Source organism: Candidatus Margulisiibacteriota bacterium (genome assembly GCA_003242895.1).
GTDB lineage: Bacteria > Margulisbacteria > Riflemargulisbacteria > GWF2-39-127 > GWF2-39-127 > GWF2-39-127.
On record QKMY01000072.1, the window covers coordinates 1 to 21,736 of the forward strand.

Consider the following 21,736-nt stretch of genomic DNA (forward strand, 5'->3'; position numbering starts at 1 on the left):
TGGAGATGTTTTTTTATGATTACTTGATGCTAGCCTGTTTATTTTTTTAACTCACTAACTATTTCTGTTAACCTTTGCTCTTTATAATTAGAACTACTGTATTTCAAATGTTTAAGATGTTATATTATCTCTATTTGATGTATAATATTCTTTTGTTATATAGCTTTTTATAAAAGGGGAAGAATGGTTTTATGTATAAGATGGTAATTGTAGAAATCATAGCGGTTGCTGGTTTGATCTTGTTCAACGGGATACTTGCCATGGCTGAGATTGCCATAATATCTTCAAGAAAAACGAAGCTTCAGGAACTATCCAGAAAAGGAGATCTCAAGGCAGCTACAGCGCTTAAACTTGCCAAAACCCCTAATAGTTTTCTTTCTACTATCCAAATCGGGATTACTCTGGTCAGCATTTTGTCCGGTGCGTTCGGTGGGGCTACGATCGCAGAACAATTATCGTCCTATTTAGCTGATATCCCTAGTCTGGAGCCATACAGCAATGTGCTTGGTATCGGTATTGTTGTTATTATTATCGGATATTTTACACTGGTTTTTGGAGAAATTGTGCCAAAGCGATTAGGCATGACAAACCCGGAAAAGATATCTATAAAGGTCGCTAGGCCAATTGATTTCCTGTCGCGACTATTTCATCCTGTTGTCCGTTTCCTCGGATTTTCAACCAATATAGTCCTGAGCTTGTTTGGCATCAAACCTTCTAAGGGAACTCCGGTAACAGAAGAGGAAATTAAAGTTCTTATTGAGCAGGGTGCCAGGGAGGGAATACTGAAAAAAGTGGAAACTGAAATCGTTGAGCGGGTGTTCATGTTGGACGATAGAAGAATCAATTCTTTAATGACCCCTGCCAATAGAGTTGTCTGGATTAATATCGACGACGCTGATAAGGAAATTTCTGACACAATACTTAATAGCCATTTTTCGCGGTTTCCGGTATGTAACGGCACATTAGATAAGGTTTTAGGTATTGTCCATTTAAAATCTTTGTTTTCCATAGGATGCGACATAAAGGCATCCCGTCTGAGATCCATTCTCCAACAACCTCTCTTTGTTACGGAAGGTATGCGGGCTCTCAAAGTTATGACAATGTTTAAGGAATCCGGCGTTCATACCGCGATCGTGGTTGATGAATATGGTGTTGTCCAGGGCATTGTTACGCTTAATGATATATTAGAAGTTGTTATCGGCGAATTGCATCCTGCGAACGAACCTCGAATGGAACCGGAAGCAGTGCAGCGAGAAGACGGATCATGGCTGATTGACGGCGATTTTACCATCGTAGAATTTAAAGAGCTATTTCAAATAGAGCGTATGCCGGAAGAAGATAAAAACCTTTATCTTACTATTGCTGGATTTGTTACCCTCCAGTTCGGGGATATTCCCAGGACTTCTGCTCATTTTTTGTGGGACGGTTTTCGTTTTGAGGTCGTTGACACAGATGGTCGTAAAATTGATAAAGTTCTCGTTACCCCATTAAAATTAAACAGTTGATTCTTGTAATTCAAAATAATATATTGTAATGTTCAGGTGGAATTATAATATTACAAGGAGTTAATTTTGTGAGTGAAAAAAACATAAATTCGAGGGGGAAAAAGTCTACCCAAGAATTATCAGAAAGGTTACAGACATGTCTTGAGGAAGCCGTGAAATCGGAGCAGAAACTATCTGAGTTGAAACAAGAAAACTCAGCATTAAGGGAAACAATTTTCAAACTTGAGGAAAATATATCTGAGTATAAAAGGACTGGGAATGTATTTTATAATAAATCACAGGATCATTTAACCGAAGAACTTGAACAGCGAGTAAAGGATCGAACCTTCCAGCTTGAGAAGGAAAAGGCGTTGTTGAATGCTGTTATTGGGCAAATGCCGGTGGGTGTTATTATTGTTGAGGCTCCCTCAGGAAAAATGGATTACTGGAACACGGAGATCGAAAAGATATGGAAGCAGCCTACTAGTCCTCTCAGTCGTATTGAGGAGTATAAGAAGTTCAAGGCCTTTCGTCCTGATGGACGAAGATATTTGCCGGAAGAATGGCCATTATCGCGATCAATCAGGAGTGGGGAAATCGTTAGAGATGAGGAGATCGTTATCGAGAGGGAGGATGGCTCTTATGGAACTTTACTCATCAGCTCAGCACCGATAAGGGATTCCGAGGGTAATATAACCGAAGGACTAGCTGTTGACATCGATATCACAGAAAGAAAAGCGCTTGAAAATGAAAAACAAAAAATATATGAAGAATTACAAAAACATGTTGCTGAGCTTAACGCTACCCTTAACTCAATTGCGGACGGGATTATTATTAGTGACATTGACGGTAATATTGTAACATTCAACAAAAAAGCGAAGAATATATTTGGTAATCCCCAAATAGGAGAGCCGCTACGTATCAGTCAATTAGATGTAGCCAGAGAAGATGGAACAAAACTTGAAGATGAAGATGCTCCGGCGCTTCATGCTCTTCGAGGAGAGCCAATAATAGGGATGGTACTTAGCATAAAACCGCCCGGATCTGATTCAATATGGGTCAATTTGACTGCAGCTTCAATTAAGTCGGCGGACACAACTACCATCGGTGTCGTCTCGGTGTTTACAGATATTACCCATTTAAAAACAATAGAAAATCAATGCAGAGTACTTTCCGCCACACTTGAAAAAAGTGTTTTAGAGCGTACGGAACAAATAGAGGCGACAAATCGAGAACTTGAATCCTTAACCTATAGTATTACTCATGACCTTTATAGCCCTCTTAGAAGTATCGATGGATTTAATTCGCTGTTGTCAGAAAAAATTAAGATTAATCAGTGTGATCCTGAGGGAATCTCCTATATCGAGCGATCTCATGTTTCCATACAAAAAATAGAATTTATGGTAGATACTATTAGAAATATTTTGTCGTTACTGAAAGATGTGCCGACTAGGGAAGAAGTTAATCTTAGCAGCATTGTTTCAGAAGTAGTCGATAGAATAAAAATAACCGCTGGTAGCCGTACGGGTGAGATAACGGTTGAGCCGGATGTTACAGCTTTCGCTGATAAGAGATTTGTAACTATTATCATAGAACATCTGATTGATAACGCGTTCAAATTCACAAAAGATAAACCGCAGTTCAATATAGAGTTCGGTGCAATTACCAAAGACAATAAAACAATCTACTACATCAAAGATAATGGTATAGGCTTTAAGAATGAATATTCCGATAAGTTATTTCGGCCCTTTTATAGACTTCAGGGAGCTCTTTCCGAGAGCGATGGATATGGTACAGGATTGGCGATTGTACATGCTATAGTGAAAAAACATATCGGCGAGATCTGGGCTGAAGGCGAAGAAGGCAAAGGCGCGATTTTTTATTTTACACTGGGACAGTAAAAAAAACATAATCCGAGGCTATAAAAGGCTGAGTTGATAACAGGGGATTTTATGCTACAATCCTGCCAGCATAAGTTGGTTTTTTGAGGGAGGGTGCTATGAAAATTAACTGTATGGTTTTGGCTTTGCTGATCACGTTTATTTCTGCTACCTCATCGCAAGCGTTAATTACAATTAATGGAATCTACTCGAACTATGTTAATAATAAAGGTTTTGGTGCCGGGACTGAGTTTCGCATAAGCGATACCTATTCTGTCAGGGTCCTTATCTCAAAACTTGAAGAAACTACTATCAAGGCAGCAGTATTTTCTTTTGCAGGGCAAAATTTTGGGGAAGATACTTTTAAAGTTAGTTCTTATGCTTTGGAAGGGCAGGTATTTACCAATGAAAGTCTGTTTGGGTTTAGATTCGGATTAGCTGGTTTTGTAGATCTTCTTTACGGGAAAGATAGTTCCGGGAATCTTATAGGTCTTCCTGCAAATGCCTATATAGGCGCATTTGTTAATAATAAACAAGATATTTTACCTTTTCTTCAGGGGTATGGAGAAGCCGGTTACTTAGTTCGGGTAGTTAATGGCGAGAAAGAATTTAATTCTCGTATTAAGCCGGCGAGTGTTGATCTGGGAGATATAGATAAGTCCGGGTTTTATTCCAGGTTAGGTGTTTCTATCTCTATTTAGGTATTCTATTATATAATTTGGTGGATGTGAAAAGCAAATACGGATGTATTTATAAAAAAGCCATCTAAGTCGTTGGACAAAGATGGCGCTTGGTGTTTTGCTCTAAAGTATTTTTTATATCAATGTTTTAACATTATCAAAAAATTCTCAGTATTGTGTTTGTTTTGATGGGCTGTTATTAAATTTCCCCCCTAATCTAACGATTTTTTAATTCATAAAATAACTTCTCACTTTTTAATTCATTCAATAACCTCTCACCTAGCTTGTTTTCATCATGAGGTTCATTGCCTAACGATTTTCTAATTTCATCAATAGCCTCTGTTGAAAGTCTAGGTACCTTATTTTTATAATCGGGTTCCTTTGTTTCAGGTGTTGCAACTGTTGGCGTATCTGTGTTTGCGACCTTGTCTAACGATTTTCTAATTTCATCAATAGCCTCTGTTGAAAGTCCAGGTAGCTTATTTTTATAATGGGGTTCCATTGTTTCAGGTGTTGCAACTGTTGGCGTATCTGTGTTTGCGACCTTTTTGTCTCCTCCTAAAAATGCAAACATGCTTTTTGCTGCATTTATAATAGCGCTGGATACAGATTTAATGGCATTCCTAATATCTTCGCCAGCAGTGTGTAAACTATTTGTAATTGTGTCTCTTAATTTTGACCAGAATCCTCCTGGCTTATTTTCGGTTTTCGGTTTCGTTGAAATTACAACGGGTGATGATTCACTCTCTATTCGATTTGCTGCGGTTCCGGCTGTTGCTGCTACACCTTCTTGCGATATAGTCGCAGTATAAGCTGCACCAGGATTAAACATAGATGTAAATGTCTCTGTTTTAGGTTTTGCCTTTATTACCGGCCCTACTGGTGGGTTGTTTTCTACAATTTTCATACTCATAATTAATTCCTCCTTATATTTTTATTCATTATTCATAATGTAATCATTATGGTTTTTCTCTTTTTTTTACAGTTTCCCCCAATTAATATATTTTAAAATATTAATATTTGCATCTTTTCATTAATTGCCTCTCCCTTGACCTCAATATCGAGTGTTTTATGGATTAACTTGTATTGGGAAAAATAGAGATAAGGTTTCCAATATGATGGTGCAATTAAATGGCAGGAAGGGAGTGTTAGTTGGTTTTAGTTAATAGCGATATTACTGAGGGATCAGCTGTAGTGCTAGCGCATAATATTCGTTGACTGATGTATAGAGCTTATTGAAAAAATAGATGGTAATTGCAATAATTAAGAAGGTATAGATTATTTTAGCTCTTTTGGATAATTGCGGGGTTTTCCACACATATTTAATAGTGAATGGTCCGAGTGCGCAGACCGTGAGAAATATAATGCCCCATGGCTTATATTGCCAGGAAATGTTTTTCCCCTGGCCTTTGCCGCAATATTTACAGTAACTGTCTATGCTTGATATTTCTTGATTGCAGTTCCAGCATTTTGTGTGGGCATCAATGAAGTTGTTTTTACATATTTCTGTAATCATATGCTAATTATAACGAAGTGATATTGATTTTGCAAAAAAAGTTGTTTACTTGTTGAAAATAAGAGTTATAAAATAATAAGAGGTAAAAAGAAGAAGGAGCATGTTTATGAAAAAGAAATCGGAACAAATGTCTTTTTTTGATGTTAGCTTTAGTGGGAATGCTGAGACAAAAGAAGATGCTGAGATATCGAATAATGTTGAAGAACAAGCATTTGTTGAGCTAGGGGATGCGCTTGAAGAAGAGATTGAAGCGTATGTTGATAATGGTCCGTTAATTATTGATGAGAAAGATAGTAGTGTAAATACTTTTGTAAATGGTGTTTATTATGAGGTATTTATTAGTGATACCTGTCCGAGTTGTCCTGAAATGAAGGAGTTTGCGGAGAAAAGCCTGCTGCCTGGAATGGGGAAGGTAATTAATGTAAGTGTTGATCTAGGCGCAACCGAATTGGCAACAAACCGAGGTATTGAGCGCGTGCCGACGTTCCTTTTGATTGATGGTAGTACTAATGAAATTGTTGGAAAGGCTTTTACCGTGGAAGAAACTTTTACAATGTTGAACCGCTATATAAAGCTAGGAATGGAATCTGGTCGGGGTGGCCGGATTTGAACCGGCGACCCCTCGGTCCCGAACCGAGTACTCTACCGGGCTGAGCCACACCCCGCACCGAAAAGATTTTACCATTTATATTTCATTATTTCAACGTCCCCTCTATAAATCGGAATTGTTATTAAAAAAAAGAGAACAAAAAATCTATAAGAGTTTTTACAAATTGTTTTATGTTCACTTCTTCTTTTTGGGGAGGGATTTTTCGAGTCAGCTTGAATTCTTTTGAATAATTTGGGTATTTAAAGATAGTTATGTATATGTTAAAATATTTTGACTATTAAGCTTTGTATAGCCTATTCCATACCTTTGAAATAATATTTAGGAGATATACTATGTGTCGTATTGGAGCGATAAAATCTAAAACGCCGGTACATCCATCTGAGGCGTTATATCTAATGCTTCCTCAGCAGAAAGGTCACGACAATTCAGGTTTTGCTATGGTCATGCAAGATTTGTATGGAGTGTTCGAGGATTATAAAGATAAACCATTAATATCCTATACATGTAATGATAAGGGTGTGAAAATCGTATCGGAATTTTTGAGTTCAAAAGGATTCACGTTAGCGTACCATTGGTCGCCACGAAGAAAAGATCATCCTGGACTTGATGTCCAAAAAATGCAACATTACCATTTTGAAAATTATGATTATCCCAAAACAATTCAAGTTTTAACTGAAGAAGAAAAGAGCAATTTCCTTGTAGATACAAGGCTCGAATTGCGAAAATTGTTAGAAGCTAATAATGAAGGTTATGTTTTTTCCTTCTGGCCTGACGTGCTTACCTTGAAAGAAATCGGCAATCCAAAAGACATCGGTATCTATTTCGACCTTTGGGAAAAAGATGATAAGCTTACCGCAAAAAACATCGTTGTTCAGTGCCGTCAAAATACCAATTACAAAATTGTTCGTTATGCGGCGCATCCTTTTTTTCTTCAGGGATACACATTATGTGCCAATGGAGAGAATACCTTCTATCAGAAGAATAAGGAATGTCTCCAGAACCTTCATAGAGGGTATCTCGGGTTCGAATCCGATTCACAATGTTTTCTTTATACTCTTCATTATTTACATCATGAATTAAAATGGCCTCTATCGTATTACAAACATGTAATAACTCCTATTTCCTTTGAAGATATAGAAAAAAGAGAGGATAAAGAGGTTCTTAATGTACTAAGGCAATCATTAGCGCATCTTGAAATAAATGGTCCTAACACTATTATCGGGATGCTTCCTGATAATGGAATGTTTACTTGTTGTGATGCCAAAAAGCTCCGTCCGGTTGTTGTTGGCTGCACAAAGGGAAAGATCGTTATTTCTTCAGAAGTCTGCGGCATTAATGCTATTATGCCTGAGCGCAATCAGGAATCGGACATTTATCCTGGAGAGAGAGAGATCGTATTTATTGACAATAACTTGGAGGTATCAAGGTGCAAACAGTAAGACCACTTGATGAAACAGCGAATGATCTTCCCTGGAAGATTGTGTATGATCCTGAAAGATGCACGCAATGCGGAAGTTGTGTAGCAACTTGTACGTTTGGTGCTATTGAGGCCAAAATGGAACGCAGGACGCGAACTATTTCGGAAGCTCCGCAGCCGGAACCAATGAAAACCCATACAACCGTTACCGTTATCAAACAGAAAAACGGTGTTTCAACCCATTGTGTCGGTTGCGGCATGTGTGAAAAAGTTTGTCCTAATAATGCTATTTATCCGGAAAGAAATGTTGATTCTCGATTCGAATTTATCGCCCGGAAAAACGGTACTATTAAACGCGGCGGCAGAACAAATCTGCAAGATGTTAAAGAACGAAGGACCCTTGATAAGATTGTCGTCGGCAGAATATCACAGATGACTGATCCTTCTCTTGATGCTGCAAGGCATACATTTGATATTAGGGCACCCTTCGGTAGAATACTAGCTCCTGATGAAATACCTGTTACGGTTAAAGACGGCAAAATAGAGTTCTCAAAAAAGACTCCTGTTGTCAGATTGATTTATCCGATGATTTTCGGCGATATGTCGATAGGTGCGTTATCAACCAGAGCATGGGAAGCTATCTGTATAGCTACTGCATACCTCAATGAGAAAAAAGGTTTGCCGGTAAGAATGTGTTCCGGTGAAGGCGGTATGCCGGTACGCCTGTTGAAATCTAAATATCTTAAATACTCGATTATCCAGATAGCTTCTGGTCATTTTGGATGGAACCGAATTGTTAAAGCGATGCCATTGATGCAGGAGGATCCTGCCGGGATTCTGATTAAGATAGGGCAGGGAGCTAAGCCGGGAGACGGCGGGCTTCTTATGGCAGCTAAGGTGGCTCCTCATATTCAAGCAATCAGAGGTGTTCCTAAATCTGATCTTTTATCTCCACCCAATCATCAAGGGCTTTATAGTATTGAAGAGTCGGTACAAAAGATGTTCTTATCCTTCAATGCAGCTTTTAAGTTCAGAGTCCCTGTGGCTATCAAAGTTGCCGCATCGGCGTCCTCTGTATCTGTTTATAACAATCTGCTTCGAGATCCATATCATATTGTCGGAGGTTTTTTTCTGGACGGTATCGAAGGTGGAACAGGAGCTGCTAATGAAGTGAGCCTTGATCATACAGGTCATCCGATTGTTTCCAGACTTAGGGAATGCTATTTGGACGCGGTTGCTCAAGGGAGACAAGGACACATCCCTTTATGGGCTGGCGGTGGAATAGGTATGACCGGTAATGCTGCGGCTGACGCATTTAAGATGATCTGTCTTGGTGCAAATGGCGTTTTTATTGGAAAAATATTACTCCAGATCATGGGGTGTGTAGGAAATGAAAAAGGTAGATGTAATGCCTGTAATACCGGTAAATGTCCAGCTGGTATTACTACTCAGGATCCTCGATTAGTGAAGCGGCTTGATGTTGATAAAGCAGCTGAGAACATAGTTAATTATGTTCTTGCAGCCGATGAAGAAATGAAAAAGTTAATGGCGCCTATTGGCAACAGCACACTTCCTGTTGGTCGAAGTGATGCTCTTGTATCAATTGATACTGCTGTCGCTGACAAATTAAAGATCAATTACGCGTGTTAGGGAGAACAATATGTTTAAAATAGAAACCGTTAAAGGTAATAATCGATTATCAACGCAACAATTACTTCAAATTATTTATGAGCAAATGGCTAATGGAGAAACAGAATTTGAAGTGTTTGCTTCCGGACAACATGATATCGGTGGCCCTCTATGGACTACTGACGGAAATCCTATAAAATTTATTGTTCATAATCCTGGTCAACGGGTAGGATCAATGTGTCTTGAAGGCACAGAGGTTGTTGTTGAAGGGTCAGCTCCTGCAGACGTAGGTTGGCTCAATGCCGGTGGAATTATTACTATTAAAGGTGATGGCGGCGATACTACTGCGCACTGTGCTGCTTCTGGGAAGATATATGTGGGAGGAAGAACCGGGACTCGATCAGGTTCTCTTATGAAACATGATCCTGCATACGATGTTCCTGAGTTTTGGGTACTCAAAAATACCGGTAGTTTTTCCTTTGAATTCATGGGTGGCGGAACTGCGATTGTTTGTGGATTTGACTGTGAAGGATTTGATTCTGTTCTTGGCGATAGAGCCTGTGTTGGTATGGTCGGCGGGACGGTTTATTTTCGTGGACAGGTCAATGGAGTATATGAGAAAGATGTTAAGATTGCAGACCTTGAAGAACAAGATATTGCTTTTTTACAGAAAGGAATTCCAGTATTCCTGTCAAAAATCGGACGTAGCGAATTAGCTTCTAAGCTTATTGATATGTCAGAGTGGAAAAAAATTGTCTCTAAGTCATTTGAAGACAGAAGCAAAAAAACAAAGGCAGGTATTGAAGATTTTCGTAAAGCACAATGGGTTGAAGGTGGAATATTCGGAGATGTTTTTCCTGATGATAACATTGTTAATGGACTCGTTAACAGCGGACATTGGCGACTAAGAAAACCTGAATGGGATAACGCAAAATACGCTGCTCCCTGTGAGTGGAACTGTCCGGCAGGTATACCATCGCAGACCCGTTTCAACCTAATGCGTAACGGAGATTTCAAAGAAGCTTATAATATCATATTGGAATACACTCCGTTCCCAGCTTCGGTATGTGGAAATGTTTGTCCTAATTTATGTATGCAGGCATGTACTCGATGTAATATTGATTATCCTGCACAGATAAAAGGGTTAGGTTTATTATCCGGTGAAGTTAAAGTTGACAAACCTCCGAGACAAACCGATAAACGGGTTGCTATCATCGGTTCTGGTGTCGGCGGGCTCACTGCTGCATGGATGTTAGCTCTAAGAGGGCACAATGCGACAGTTTTCGAAGCAGATTCGCTTGTCGGTGGTAAAATTGCACAAGTTATTCCTGATCATAGATTATCAAAAGCTATATTAGATGTAGAAGTGGATAGAATAAAAAAAATCGGTGTAGAAATAAAAACCAATAGCAAAATTGATAAAGATAAGTTTGCTCAATTAAAAAAAGATTATGATGCAGTTATTATAGCAACTGGAGCTCATACCCCCAAAGTTATTCCATGGAAGGGCAGCGAAAAACTTGTTAAAGGCTTGGATTTTTTAAAAAAAGTTAATAAAGGGGATCGTCCTGATCTAGGCAAGAAAGTGGTTGTTATCGGCTGCGGAAATGCAGGTATGGATGTTATGTCAGCAGCGTATCAATGCGGCGCAGAATTAGTGACCGGTATAGATGTTGTTAAGCCTATGGCGTTCGAACACGAAATTGAAGCAGTCAAAAAGTTAGGGGCGGTACTGAGATACCCTGTAATGACCAAAGAAATAACTGACAAGGGTGTTCTTCTTGAAGACGGAAGTTTTATTGAAGCGGATACGGTAGTTATTTCAATCGGCGAAGTTCCTATGCTTGATTTTATTTCTGATGTTACGTTAGCGAGAGGCTTTATTAGTACTGGTCAGCATTTCAATATTGAAGGCAATGTCTATGCTATTGGTGATGTATCTAAGCAAGGCTTATTGATAGATGCTATTGCTAACGGACGGGAAGTAGCTCTCTATCTTAACTCGTTATTTAATAATACTGAATATACCTTGAAATCAAAGCCAAAAGTTGTACCTTCTGAGTCTTTGTCTCTAGAATATTTTCATAAATGCAATGTTGATACTCTTCCCAAACCCGAAGATGATTATAATCGCTGTATAAGCTGCGGAACTTGTAGAGACTGCAAAATGTGTCTTGAATCATGTCCTGAAGGTGCTATCCGAAGAGTGGTTCATGATGATAATACGTATGAGTATATTTCTGATAGCAGATTGTGTATTGGCTGCGGTATCTGCCAAGGAGTTTGTCCTTGTGGTATCTGGCATATGTATGAGAACGAAGTAAAATACGCGATCGAAGACTAACACTCCTGTAATTTAGAAAAATACGAGTAGCTGGTTCTATCTCCGCAATGCCATTATTACTTTAACAAAGTATTAGATATATACTTATAAAGTTGCTCTTCTCCGGTTACCAATACTGAGTTAATACCGAGTGAAATCCCTCGTTCGATATTCGGTGCATAATCATCAAAATAGATTGTATTCGAAAAAATGATACCAGTCCGTTTCTGGAAATATGTAAATATTTCGATTTCCGGTTTAAGTGATTTAGCTTCGTAAGAATATATTTTATCAACAAAGTATTCAGAAAGACCAGGCATTAACGAGGTTAAATATTCTACATGCCAGGGATCTGTATTTGATAATCCATAGAGCTTATATCGCTGACTAAGGTGAGGAAGCAGTTGAACTGTTCTCATTTTGCCATCAATGAAAAGGGAATTGTGAATACGTTTAATCTGTTGAATCGACATCATAGGTCTATTTAGAAATAATCTATATTCATTGACCATTTCGTCCCCGGAGATGAGCCCCTTTGAGAAAAGGGTATTTAATCTGTGGTGTTGAATATCAAATGATGATTGATCTATGTCAGGGTTAATTTGCTGCATAATCTCAATCCAGTGTGGGAAGTTAAGATGTGCCAGCACTTCACCAAAATCAAAGATTATTGTTTCTATTTCTTTTTTCATTTAAAATTTCGTCTTTTCATTGTTTTTTTTAGTATAAGGGATTAATTGCTCAGTTTCAACTAACTGGTTTTCTGTAGTTGTAATATACGAATTAGTTTGCTGGAGGTGCATACGAGTACTTGAGTTTGAGGGCCCTATAAAAAGATAATAAATGAATAATATTTGTTGCAAAAAAAAATGGTTAGGTAGTATTATAGCTGAGGTCTTTGATTCCTTATGTCAGCAAAAACATATCGGAACACAATGAATATGATAGGAGTCGTCCGTGAAAGTAAAGAATAAACACTACCGCACAGTCTGGATGGAAAAAGGGGTAGTTAAACTAATTAATCAGACCCTCATTCCTCATAAGTTTGAGATTAAGACATCAGCCAATTACCAGGAAACAGCTAAGGCGATTAAAGATATGATTGTTCGCGGAGCTCCGGCAATAGGCGCTGCTGCTGCATATGGAATTGTGCAGGCAGTTAATGCTGCGAACAGCAGTAATTTTGGTGAGTATATTAAACAAGCCGAAATTTGTTTGAAGAATACCCGTCCGACAGCTAAGGACCTGTTTACCGCCATAGACTATGTAATGGAAGTCATTAAGGATGAAACAAGTTTGGAAAAAATAAAATCGATAGTGTTCAATCGAGCGGAGGAATATGCAAACAAGAGTGCTGACGCCTGTAAAAAAATAGGTGAATATGGCGCTGAATTAATAAAAGATGGCGATATTATTGAGACTCATTGTAATGCCGGCTGGTTAGCTTGTGTTGATTGGGGGACCGCTTTGTCTCCTATTTATCATGCGAAGCAACAAGGAAAGCAGATATTTGTTTATGTTGATGAAACGAGACCTCGATGCCAGGGAAGTAATTTGACGGCGTGGGAACTAGCAGAGGAAGGTGTTCCTCATCGAGTTATCCCTGATAATGCAGGAGCCTATTATATGTCGAAAGGCGTTTCTATGATGATGGTCGGCGCTGATAGGATAGCTGCGAATGGTGATGTTGCAAATAAGATCGGTACTTATGAGAAAGCTATCGTGGCAAAAGAATTTGGTATACCGTTTTATGTTGCTGCGCCTATGTCAACTTTTGATCTAAGCTGTCTTTCCGGAAAAGATATTCCGATAGAAGAACGAAGTGAAGATGAAGTAGCATATGTTCATGGATGGTCTGACAACGGCAATTTTTCGAGAGTTCGGATAATGCCTGTAAAGTCCAGGGCCTGTAATCCGTCTTTTGATGTGACTCCATCGAAATATATTGCTGGTATTATTACTGAAAAGGGTATTATTAAGCCAGATAATGAATCAATTTTGAATCTATTTGCTGTGAATAATGTTGCAGAATTTGAAGGAGTAAAGAAATGAAGAAAACTATTGTTAGTATATTCGCATTCATAATAGGTTTGCTGTCAGTGGCTCAAGCTATAACTGTTGACGAGTTTATATTAAAAGTCAAAGAAAATCAGGATAAGATACACTCTTTTGAAGCTATGATGACGACGACGATTCGATCTTCAGCAATCGCCAGAGAGATTATTCAGAAAGCAAAATATTACAAAAAAGGAATAGCTAAAATCAGAGTTGAGGCAATTAACCCTATGAAGCAAACTACTATTTACAATGGTAATGAAGTAATAATGATCGGAGCAGACGGGCAGAAGACCAAATTACCTAAAATCGGTGAAAGTATGGATATGGCTGAAAAAAGCCCTCTGAGTTATCTGGACAAATTTAATATGGTGCTCGATGAAAATGGCTCATCGCTTGTTATAAAGGGAACACCTAAAGTTGCAGCAGATAAGGATAGTATCGGAACTATTACGTTTGTCGCGAATAAAAAAGATTATACAATATCAAAAATGACTATGCTTAGAAAAGACGGGCAGCCGATGCTGGATTCTGATATGCAGTATATCATGATAAATAACATTCCAATTCTTAAATCAATGGACTCTTCAATCGAGGTGAACGGACAGAAGATGAAAGTCTACGTGGTTTATGATGATATTAAAATAAATGAAAACCTTCCAGACTTATTATTTCAGTAGTTCCACAAGATATTCCATCGACTACCTGTGTTTAGGTGTCTTGAAAGCCTTCTCTAATTGTTAGAGCAGGGTAATGACATTATTCCTTAAATAAAACTATTATTCTTCCGGCGGGTGGGGCGATAATTTACGTCATTGTAGGCTGCCCTGACCCAATTATCAATAAATTTATATGTATTAATTTTTTTCTATTTAGTGTAATATATATTGATTAAATTAACGTAAAGTATTTTCATTTTGTAAATATCTGCTGTAATTAATCGGCTTGTTTCTTTAATGGCTTAATTTAATTAAGGTAAGATTATGAATGCAATTAATTAATAAATAATTATTTTATAATTAATATGTTTTTTGTAAAGTAAAAAAAAAATATGTTTTGTAAAATAAAATTTTATAATTATGCGAAATTTATTTATTAATATAACGATTAATATATTATTATGAATAATGAAATAATGAAATTATTTAATGCCTTTTCAACATTTACAGTCGTTCTCTGGATTATGTTGCTTATTCCTGCATTTCTTCATGCAGGCAATATCGATATAAAATTATCTCCATCCCCGATCACAGCTGGTGATCAGCTGGATATCAAAGTGTTTACGGATATAAATGCCTCTCGCATTTCTGTGGTTTTTTCTTCCTCTGAGCGTGTAAATTTGAAGCAGGTTAGACCGGGTGCGTGGAATGGTGTTCATATTGTAGAACGAAGTTCTTTCGAGGGAGGCTACACCGCCAAATTAATTATAAATAACAATAATAATTCAGAGCCAATAATCTTACCTGTGAAATATTATATTGTCAAAAGCAGTCATCCTAACGGCTTCAAAGACGTTGCCGTAAATAAGTTAACCTCCAAACAAGATGACCTTAATGCGCAAATACTGCATTTGCGGGAAGATAACACCTTAGCGGAATATCAAAAAACTTTTCTTGAAGAGAAAATCAAAACTCTTGAAGAAAAGCTGAGCCGGATTTCATCTGGTAACTACGAGATAATGCGATTGAAGAAAGACTTGGATATATACAAGTCTGAAAAAGAAAAAATAATGAAGGAGTTAATTGAACTTAAAAATAAAGAAAATTCTCTTAACAAACAGCAGGAATTATTAAAAGTCCGTGAAAAGGAATTGGCTGTTAAAGAAAGCAAAATCAATGATAAAGAAATAGGCTTGGGTGAAAAAGAAACGTCGCTCAAACAAAAAGAGACTACCTTAATATCTGAAAAGGAAATTCTAGGAAAAAAACAGGAAGACTTGAAGACGAAGGAATCTACCTTATTAAATGAAAAAAATGAGATAGCAAGAAAAGAGTTTCAGGTTAATGAAAAGAAAAGGGTAGTTGATATTAAAGCAGTCGAACTTATAAAGAAAGAGCAGGAAATTCTTGAAAAAGAGCAATTACTTAAAGCTCAGGAAAAAATTGTTTTCGAAAAGAAAGATAATCTGGAACAGAAAGAAAAAGATATCGACATACTTAATAAAACGTTAAGTAAAAATCAACTGATCATTAATGATGAAAAAGAAAGCATCAAAAAGACTCAAGAAGTGTTGATGCAGAAAGAAGCTGTTATCTCCGAGAGAGAAGTCCAAATTTATAAAATGCAAAATGATTATAAGAAAGAAAAGGAAGAGAAATCAAAATTATATCAAGATAAGCAGACCGAGATTACCCGGAAGAATGAAAAGCTTAAAGAAAAAGAAAATCTAATTTCTCGTGAGCAACAAAAAATTAAAGAGGACAGGGCAAGTTTGAATAAAATGCTTGGCGACGTTGAGAGTAGAAAGCTAGAAGTAGCTGCAATTGAGCAATTGATTATCTCAAGTAATATGCATATCAAAAAAGAAACTGAAGCAATTAAAGATTCTTATAAGCAGTTAGTTGTGCAGACTAAGCAAATTGTTGAAGGGAAATCAAAACTACTTCAGGAAGCCGAAGCAATAAAGAATAAAGATGAACTATTCAACAAAAAAGTTAAGGTAATCGAAGAGAGTAAGATGAAAGTTGATCAACTAGCTACTGAACTTGAAAAAAAAAATAAGTTTCAAGAAGAAAAAAATATCCTGTTCGAAAAAAATACTTCCGATATTATGGATAAGTTAGAAAAATTAGAAAAAATTATATTAAGACTAGAGCAGCAAAATATTGAGCTGATTAATAAAAATATGGAAACTGAAGAAAATCGAAATGAATTAAAAAAGCGTATCACTATATTGGAACAGCGACAAATTGAATCAATAGAATTCGAAGGTGATAATTCGTTTTATTCTAAAAAAAAAAGTTTGGACTTCCTTCACTAGACCCAATTTTTCTTCACTCTGTTTCAGACCGGCATTGGTTGCGCAGGCTTTTTGTAAAAACCACCCCGCTAGCGACAAATCAAAATACTCAAGATTTTTACTCTAACAATAATAACGAATTCTTTTGGGGAGCTATTAGTCTTACGGATAAACCTGATATAGCTATTAAAGGTAATAAGAGTCTAACTTTTATCAACAAAAGCATGAAAGGTAATAAACCAGATTTTACAAAAGGGTATTCCAGACAAGAAAGTTTATTGCTCAAGGTCAATGGTAAAGCTTATGGAAATGAGATTAATGTTGATATTTCCGATAGTTCTCAATCTAATCCTGAAGAGAGAAAGGCTAGTTTAGAGCTTAAAAATAAACTGTTCGAATTCGTTTTCGGTGAGTACAAGGTTTCAATGAATGATAACAAATTTGCTCTTTTTAGCAAAACGCTTAATGGATTTAAGCTGGAATCTGTAACTGGTAATACTAACTTTTTGTATATAAATTCGACGAGCAAAGGTGTCAATAAAAAAGACAGCTTTTATGGAAACAGCAGCCAGGGACCGTTTCATTTATCTTCTGCTCCCGTAATTGTTGGGAGCGAATTAGTTAGAGTGAATGATCAAAAGCAAGTTCGGGGAAAAGATTATGACATTGACTATCTGTCTGGAAAACTAAGCTTTCTTAATAAGATAATTGAGCCCTTAGAAAAAGTTGATGTAACTTATGAGTATTCACTATCGTTATTTAAAAGAACATTGAATAGTGTGATGTTGGGTTACGGGCAGGAAGAAAAAATCGGTGCGGTATTTATTCGAGATGCTGATGAAGCTGAGCTTGCCGACCAGACAAGTATTAATGCTACAGAGCATATTGTGCTGGGGGTTAATGCTAAAAAGAAAATTAATAAGGACATGGCTCTGGATATCCAGGGGGCTTGGTCACGATATAATCCAAATGTGCTGCAACGTACAGGTTTGATACAGGGAGGGGCCATTTATTCGAAGATACTCTATGAAAGTAATCCCTTCTCTGTCGATATGGAAGCTACGAGAGTTGGTGAGAGTTATCGGTCCATCGGTAACCCGGATTTTAATCAGGGATATAGGAATTATTACGGATGTGTCGGGTATACTCCTATTTCCCGCATCAAAATTATGATATATAAGAATCTGTTGCGGCAGCACCTTATTGCTACAGATATGTATAAACATTCGGTATCATGGGCGCTTGATAAGGATTGTATTCTTGAATACAACTATAATAATAAGAATGAAAATGGGCAGGGAAGTGATAAGAATAATAATGAACAATCACTGAATGCCGGGTTTTCTCTTTTTGGGATAAAAACTAATTTTTCAGGACAGTACTCTGAAGTCGAGGATAACGTTACCTCTATAAATAATTTTTCAAAAGTAACGTATGGAATATCAAATATATTTAGCAATGACGGTCTGACAGTTTCTGGTAGGGGTAGCTTTTCTGATTACCGAACGAAATCAGGTATTAGCTATAACTCGCAACACTATACCTTGAAAGCAAATTCAAAACTTTTAACAAATCTTGCAATTGATGGAGAAGTTGATCGGAAACAACAATCGAATCTAGAGCCGATAACCTTTGCCTATCTTAATTACGATGCATTTATAGATAAAAATTATTCTTCTAACGGGAAATATACCTTGCAGTATTTGGTGGAAGAAACACCTCTGGTAAAAGAAGATGTTAGTAAACATGACGGAAGTTTTACCTTCCGGGCGAATCCGGTTTCAATATGTAGAATTCAGTATACTATTAGTCCCAAATATACAATTTATCCTAAGAATAAATTATGTGTAGAAAAGCGAATTCATAATCAAGCTAAAATTAATCTTTCTGTTCTTAAAAATTTACAAATAGCTCTGAATATTAAAAATGATACCGGGTATGAATGGGATAGAAAAACTGTTGATACAAGAATAATTAAAAGCACTGCTAAAGAAGATATTTACTTGTATTATGCAACTTATCAGCCACTAAGAAATATCGATATGATATATAGAAATAGTTATAGTTCGGCAACGAAGGCGCTCTACGACACAATTAGTACTTCAAACAATCTGTTGTCGCAAGAGCAAAGCAATAGAATTCTATCTTCTGAATTCGAAACAAAATTCCGTGTTACACGGGAGTTATCTTGTGGGCTTGAGTATAAGAATGGACAGTCAACGGAAATTAATAATAATCCTACCAGGAATGAGATAATTGATACCATATCGCTTAAATCATCGGGCAGATATGATTTTTCCCGTGATTTTAATTTTACGGCAGCGTTAGCGTCCGTTCAAGAACATAATCGTTTTTACGGTAGTCGTACATATTCCTACGTTCCTTCAATCGAATCATATTGGATGCCCTGTCCCGGACTCTCGATTAACTTTTCTTATAATCTTAGCCGTTCTTATTCCGGAAGTGAGAAACATTTGGAGAAGACGATAATTAATGTCGACTACGTTGCCGGTTATGTTAATTGCTCCTTACGTTCCGAGTTTGAATATAATGCCAATCCTTATTGGGAGACGTTGTTGTTGCAAGGCAAAACGAGTTTAGTGTTTTAAGTGTTACTACGAAGTTGAATGTTTTGAATATGTTTTTTGAGGAAGTCGAGCATATGGTCATAATGGCTCCCCTTCCAATAAACCTTTCCGCAGACATTGCAGTAGTAGAACTCGGTAATTTTGTTTTTATCAATATTTTCCAGATACCTTTTTGTTGTGTTTCATATTTGCACTATAATATTAGGAGTGTAAAGGAAAAGGGGCTAACTATTTCTGTAAAAAGAATATAGAATGCTAACTTATAGCCGCGCAGACTGGATATTATAATATGAAAGCAGGCACTGTTTATGATGATCGAAAAAAGCACATGGAAGAAGTCTGTCAGGGATTGGATATCGATCAATCCAAAATCTCATCGATTCGGAAGCCCGATGCTGGATACTTTTCCTCACGGTGTTCCTATCGGTGGTTTTGGTGCCGGGACCATTGGTATTTCGCCGTCAGGGAGCTGGAATTGCTGGCATCTTGATCCGGGGAAGCATTGCTTTGAACAAGATTTTTCTATGGGATTTCAATTTAGCTATGAATCTGAAGGGAATACTGCCACATTAGATTATCTTGATAGTGAGTATAGCGCTTTGTATCCTTGTGCCCAGTGGAACTTCCCTGTTGGGATGTCAACGTCCATGAAGCTATTCCAATACACACCAATTATAATGGATGAATATCGGTATACAAGCTATCCTGTGGGAATATTTATTGTTGAGCTCAACAATGATGAAGACCACAATCTTACCTATGAAATAAAGTTTACATTAACTGATATTCTCGATAGAAAATATAATAGAGTTGTTGAGGATGACAAGCTTCATTATGAATTTATTCCTTCTTTGATTCCTGCAATAATAAAGCGATCTGAACATTTGGTTTCGCTGTCTAAGGTATGTTCAAATAATGTGAAGGAAGAGTTTGGAATATACTCTTCGGAGGTAATTAGTAAGTGCGTTGATGATATTGATAATGTTGTGGTCAGTTGGAAAATAACGTTGAAACCTTTAGAGAAAAAAACGATTGATTTCTATGCTGTTTGGGATATTCCAGAGATATGTTTTGATGGTGCTAAGAGGTTCTTTCGTAAATATACAGAATATATGTGTCCTGATCAATCGAATCTGGATACTTTGATCAAAGAGCTTTTTGAGAAAAAGGAATGGATACTTTACAAGATTGACGAATGGCAGGAAAAAATCTGGAATAATTATTTATATGAAGAGGATATAAAGACCCTGATGATAAATGAACTGTACTATCTCGCTCACGGCGGAACTCTCTGGGAGGCGAAGTCCAATCGGTTCGGTTATCTGGAGTGCGTGGATTATCCCTATTACGAGACGTTAGATGTCAGGTATTATAGCTCATGGGCGCTGCTCTATGGCTGGCCTGAGTTAGAGAAGCAGGTGATGAAACAGTTTGCAGATACGATAGCTATTGAGGACAATTCCGTTATCAAGTTCAATTCCGGTTACTTGGCACATCGCTCATTGGCTTCGGCTGAGACAGTTGAAAAAGATAATCAATATCTGGGATATCGAAAACGCCGGGGTGCCTGTCCTCATGACCTGGGTTCGTTTGAAGAGAATCCTTTTGTGAAAGTAAATTCCTATTGTTTTCAGAATCCTAATCTCTGGAAAGACCTTAATCCCAAATTTATACTTATGATTTATCGTAATTATTACTATACAAAAGATATTGCGTTCCTACACTATTGCTGGCCCGCAGTGAAAGAAGCATTTACCTATTATAAGCAGTTTGATCGTGATGATGACGGCTTACCTGAGAACGATGGATGGCCTGACCAGACCTATGATAACTGGACGATGAAAGGATCCTCTGCATATTGCGCTATCTTATGGTTATCTGCTCTTGTTGCTTATAAAGAGATGTCTTTTCAAATCGGTGATTACAATCGTGAGGTAGATTCTATTCTCGAAAAAGGGCTGGGTTCTCTTAATAGTAAACTATGGAATAAAGATTTTTTCAATTATGACGAAACCCTTAATGATGTAATGTCCGATCAGTTAGCGGGGCAGTGGTATTTGCGGTTCTGTAATCTTCCATTGGTGATCCCTGAAAGTAATGAGACCAGAATTCTAGACTTTGTTTATCAACATAACTACCTTGATTTTGTTTCTGGAAAATTTGGCATGGTTAATGGTCGAACGAGAGCTGGTGATGATGTTTTTACCCCGCAGGGAAATGATGTCTGGACCGGTGTGAATTACGGAATAAGTTCCTACTACTATTTGTTAAACAAGAAAGTTCAGGGACAGTCTATTCTGGATTCCCTTCAGAAGACTATCTATGAAGGTGGATTTGCTTTCAGGACACCTGAATCCTTTGATGGAAAGGGTAATTACATCGCGCAGATGTACATGCGTCCGCAAGCAATCTGGGCATTGGCGTTCGTAGGGTAACGTTGCAGTACCCATGTCAGTGTATGATAAAAAAAGCGCTCTTTCGAGCGCTTTTTTACTGTATGTGCGCCCAGCATGGGCGCTTTCTAGTCGGTGAAAGTCCGATATGGGGGTTGATAGTGCCAACCATTAGCTCAAGACAAGGGTGTCCATCGTGAGG

General features: G+C 37.4%; 15 protein-coding genes and 1 tRNA gene. 12 read left to right on the forward strand and 4 right to left on the reverse strand.

Features of this window, described 5'->3' with window-relative positions; all coding sequences use genetic code 11:
- The first annotated feature begins 200 nt into the window (after positions 1-200).
- The 3 genes from DKM50_13485 to DKM50_13495 all read left to right on the forward strand — a co-directional run bounded on the left by DKM50_13485 (position 201) and on the right by DKM50_13495 (position 4,065).
- Positions 201-1,505, forward strand: coding sequence for a hypothetical protein (locus DKM50_13485; protein ID PZM77275.1), 1,305 nt, complete (start codon positions 201-203; stop codon positions 1,503-1,505).
- A 68-nt stretch (positions 1,506-1,573) separates the two neighbouring features.
- A complete protein-coding gene (locus DKM50_13490) occupies positions 1,574-3,385 on the forward strand; it encodes a hypothetical protein (GenBank protein ID PZM77263.1) in 1,812 nt (603 codons plus the stop codon).
- 98 nt (positions 3,386-3,483) lie between these two features.
- Complete coding sequence (locus tag DKM50_13495; GenBank protein PZM77264.1) at positions 3,484-4,065, forward strand: hypothetical protein; 582 nt, start codon at positions 3,484-3,486, stop codon at positions 4,063-4,065.
- Positions 4,066-4,261: 196 nt separating this feature from the next.
- On the opposite strand, the gene DKM50_13500 is transcribed toward DKM50_13495, so the two are convergent.
- Positions 4,262-4,957 carry a hypothetical protein gene (locus DKM50_13500; GenBank protein ID PZM77265.1) on the reverse strand — a complete coding sequence of 232 codons (696 nt, stop codon included), beginning with the start codon at positions 4,955-4,957 and terminating at the stop codon, positions 4,262-4,264.
- 709 nt (positions 4,958-5,666) lie between these two features.
- Here DKM50_13500 and DKM50_13505 point away from each other — a divergent pair.
- Positions 5,667-6,170 carry a hypothetical protein gene (locus tag DKM50_13505; protein ID PZM77266.1) on the forward strand — a complete coding sequence of 168 codons (504 nt, stop codon included), beginning with the start codon at positions 5,667-5,669 and terminating at the stop codon, positions 6,168-6,170.
- On the opposite strand, the gene DKM50_13510 is transcribed toward DKM50_13505, so the two are convergent.
- Positions 6,149-6,225, reverse strand: a tRNA-Pro gene (locus DKM50_13510). The two genes, DKM50_13505 and DKM50_13510, sit on opposite strands and share 22 nt — an antisense overlap.
- Positions 6,226-6,502: 277 nt before the next feature.
- On the opposite strand from DKM50_13510, the gene DKM50_13515 reads away from it, so the two are divergent.
- From DKM50_13515 to DKM50_13525, 3 genes are read left to right on the forward strand one after another with little or no spacing between them, the layout of a single operon-like run.
- Positions 6,503-7,609 (forward strand): glutamate synthase, encoded by a 1,107-nt coding sequence (locus DKM50_13515; protein PZM77267.1) that lies wholly within the window; start codon positions 6,503-6,505, stop codon positions 7,607-7,609.
- Positions 7,597-9,237 (forward strand): glutamate synthase, encoded by a 1,641-nt coding sequence (locus tag DKM50_13520; GenBank protein ID PZM77268.1) that lies wholly within the window; start codon positions 7,597-7,599, stop codon positions 9,235-9,237. Before DKM50_13515 ends, DKM50_13520 begins: the two co-directional genes overlap by 13 nt.
- Positions 9,238-9,247: 10 nt before the next feature.
- A complete protein-coding gene (locus DKM50_13525; protein PZM77269.1) occupies positions 9,248-11,560 on the forward strand; it encodes a 4Fe-4S ferredoxin in 2,313 nt (770 codons plus the stop codon).
- A 56-nt stretch (positions 11,561-11,616) separates the two neighbouring features.
- Here DKM50_13525 and DKM50_13530 read toward each other — a convergent pair whose 3' ends face one another.
- The gene (locus DKM50_13530) at positions 11,617-12,231 is read right to left on the reverse strand and encodes a hypothetical protein (GenBank protein PZM77270.1); all 615 of its coding nucleotides are present in this window, start codon (positions 12,229-12,231) and stop codon (positions 11,617-11,619) included.
- A gap of 301 nt (positions 12,232-12,532) precedes the next feature.
- Here DKM50_13530 and mtnA point away from each other — a divergent pair, with 301 nt between their 5' ends.
- From mtnA to DKM50_13550, 4 genes are all read left to right on the forward strand, one after another.
- Positions 12,533-13,591, forward strand: a complete 1,059-nt coding sequence (gene mtnA / locus DKM50_13535) for an S-methyl-5-thioribose-1-phosphate isomerase (GenBank protein PZM77276.1) — start codon at positions 12,533-12,535, stop codon at positions 13,589-13,591.
- Positions 13,588-14,274 (forward strand): hypothetical protein, encoded by a 687-nt coding sequence (locus DKM50_13540; GenBank protein PZM77271.1) that lies wholly within the window; start codon positions 13,588-13,590, stop codon positions 14,272-14,274. The genes mtnA and DKM50_13540 overlap by 4 nt, the downstream gene beginning before the upstream one ends.
- A 440-nt stretch (positions 14,275-14,714) precedes the next feature.
- Positions 14,715-16,574, forward strand: coding sequence for a hypothetical protein (locus tag DKM50_13545; protein PZM77272.1), 1,860 nt, complete (start codon positions 14,715-14,717; stop codon positions 16,572-16,574).
- A 38-nt stretch (positions 16,575-16,612) separates the two neighbouring features.
- On the forward strand, positions 16,613-19,162 hold the full coding sequence (locus DKM50_13550; GenBank protein PZM77273.1) for a hypothetical protein: 2,550 nt from the start codon (positions 16,613-16,615) through the stop codon (positions 19,160-19,162).
- Here the strand turns inward: DKM50_13550 and DKM50_13555 are convergent.
- Entirely contained in the window at positions 19,159-19,305 is a 147-nt protein-coding gene (locus tag DKM50_13555; GenBank protein ID PZM77277.1) for a hypothetical protein, read from the reverse strand. The two genes, DKM50_13550 and DKM50_13555, sit on opposite strands and share 4 nt — an antisense overlap.
- 144 nt (positions 19,306-19,449) lie before the next feature.
- Between DKM50_13555 and DKM50_13560 the strand changes: the two genes are divergently transcribed.
- Complete coding sequence (locus DKM50_13560; GenBank protein ID PZM77274.1) at positions 19,450-21,576, forward strand: hypothetical protein; 2,127 nt, start codon at positions 19,450-19,452, stop codon at positions 21,574-21,576.
- The last annotated feature ends 160 nt before the right edge of the window (positions 21,577-21,736 follow it).

Bases quoted from the DNA above. Each gene is read 5' to 3' on its own strand.
- DKM50_13530 (PZM77270.1), bottom strand. From the start codon at position 12,231: ATGAAAAAAGAAATAGAAACAATAATCTTTGATTTTGGTGAAGTGCTG.
- DKM50_13505 (PZM77266.1), top strand. From the start codon at position 5,667: ATGAAAAAGAAATCGGAACAAATGTCTTTTTTTGATGTTAGCTTTAGT.
- mtnA (PZM77276.1), top strand. From the start codon at position 12,533: ATGGAAAAAGGGGTAGTTAAACTAATTAATCAGACCCTCATTCCTCAT.
- DKM50_13495 (PZM77264.1), top strand. From the start codon at position 3,484: ATGAAAATTAACTGTATGGTTTTGGCTTTGCTGATCACGTTTATTTCT.
- DKM50_13560 (PZM77274.1), top strand. From the start codon at position 19,450: ATGATGATCGAAAAAAGCACATGGAAGAAGTCTGTCAGGGATTGGATA.
- DKM50_13485 (PZM77275.1), top strand. From the start codon at position 201: ATGGTAATTGTAGAAATCATAGCGGTTGCTGGTTTGATCTTGTTCAAC.
- DKM50_13545 (PZM77272.1), top strand. From the start codon at position 14,715: ATGAATAATGAAATAATGAAATTATTTAATGCCTTTTCAACATTTACA.
- DKM50_13540 (PZM77271.1), top strand. From the start codon at position 13,588: ATGAAGAAAACTATTGTTAGTATATTCGCATTCATAATAGGTTTGCTG.
- DKM50_13500 (PZM77265.1), bottom strand. From the start codon at position 4,957: ATGAGTATGAAAATTGTAGAAAACAACCCACCAGTAGGGCCGGTAATA.
- DKM50_13515 (PZM77267.1), top strand. From the start codon at position 6,503: ATGTGTCGTATTGGAGCGATAAAATCTAAAACGCCGGTACATCCATCT.
- DKM50_13525 (PZM77269.1), top strand. From the start codon at position 9,248: ATGTTTAAAATAGAAACCGTTAAAGGTAATAATCGATTATCAACGCAA.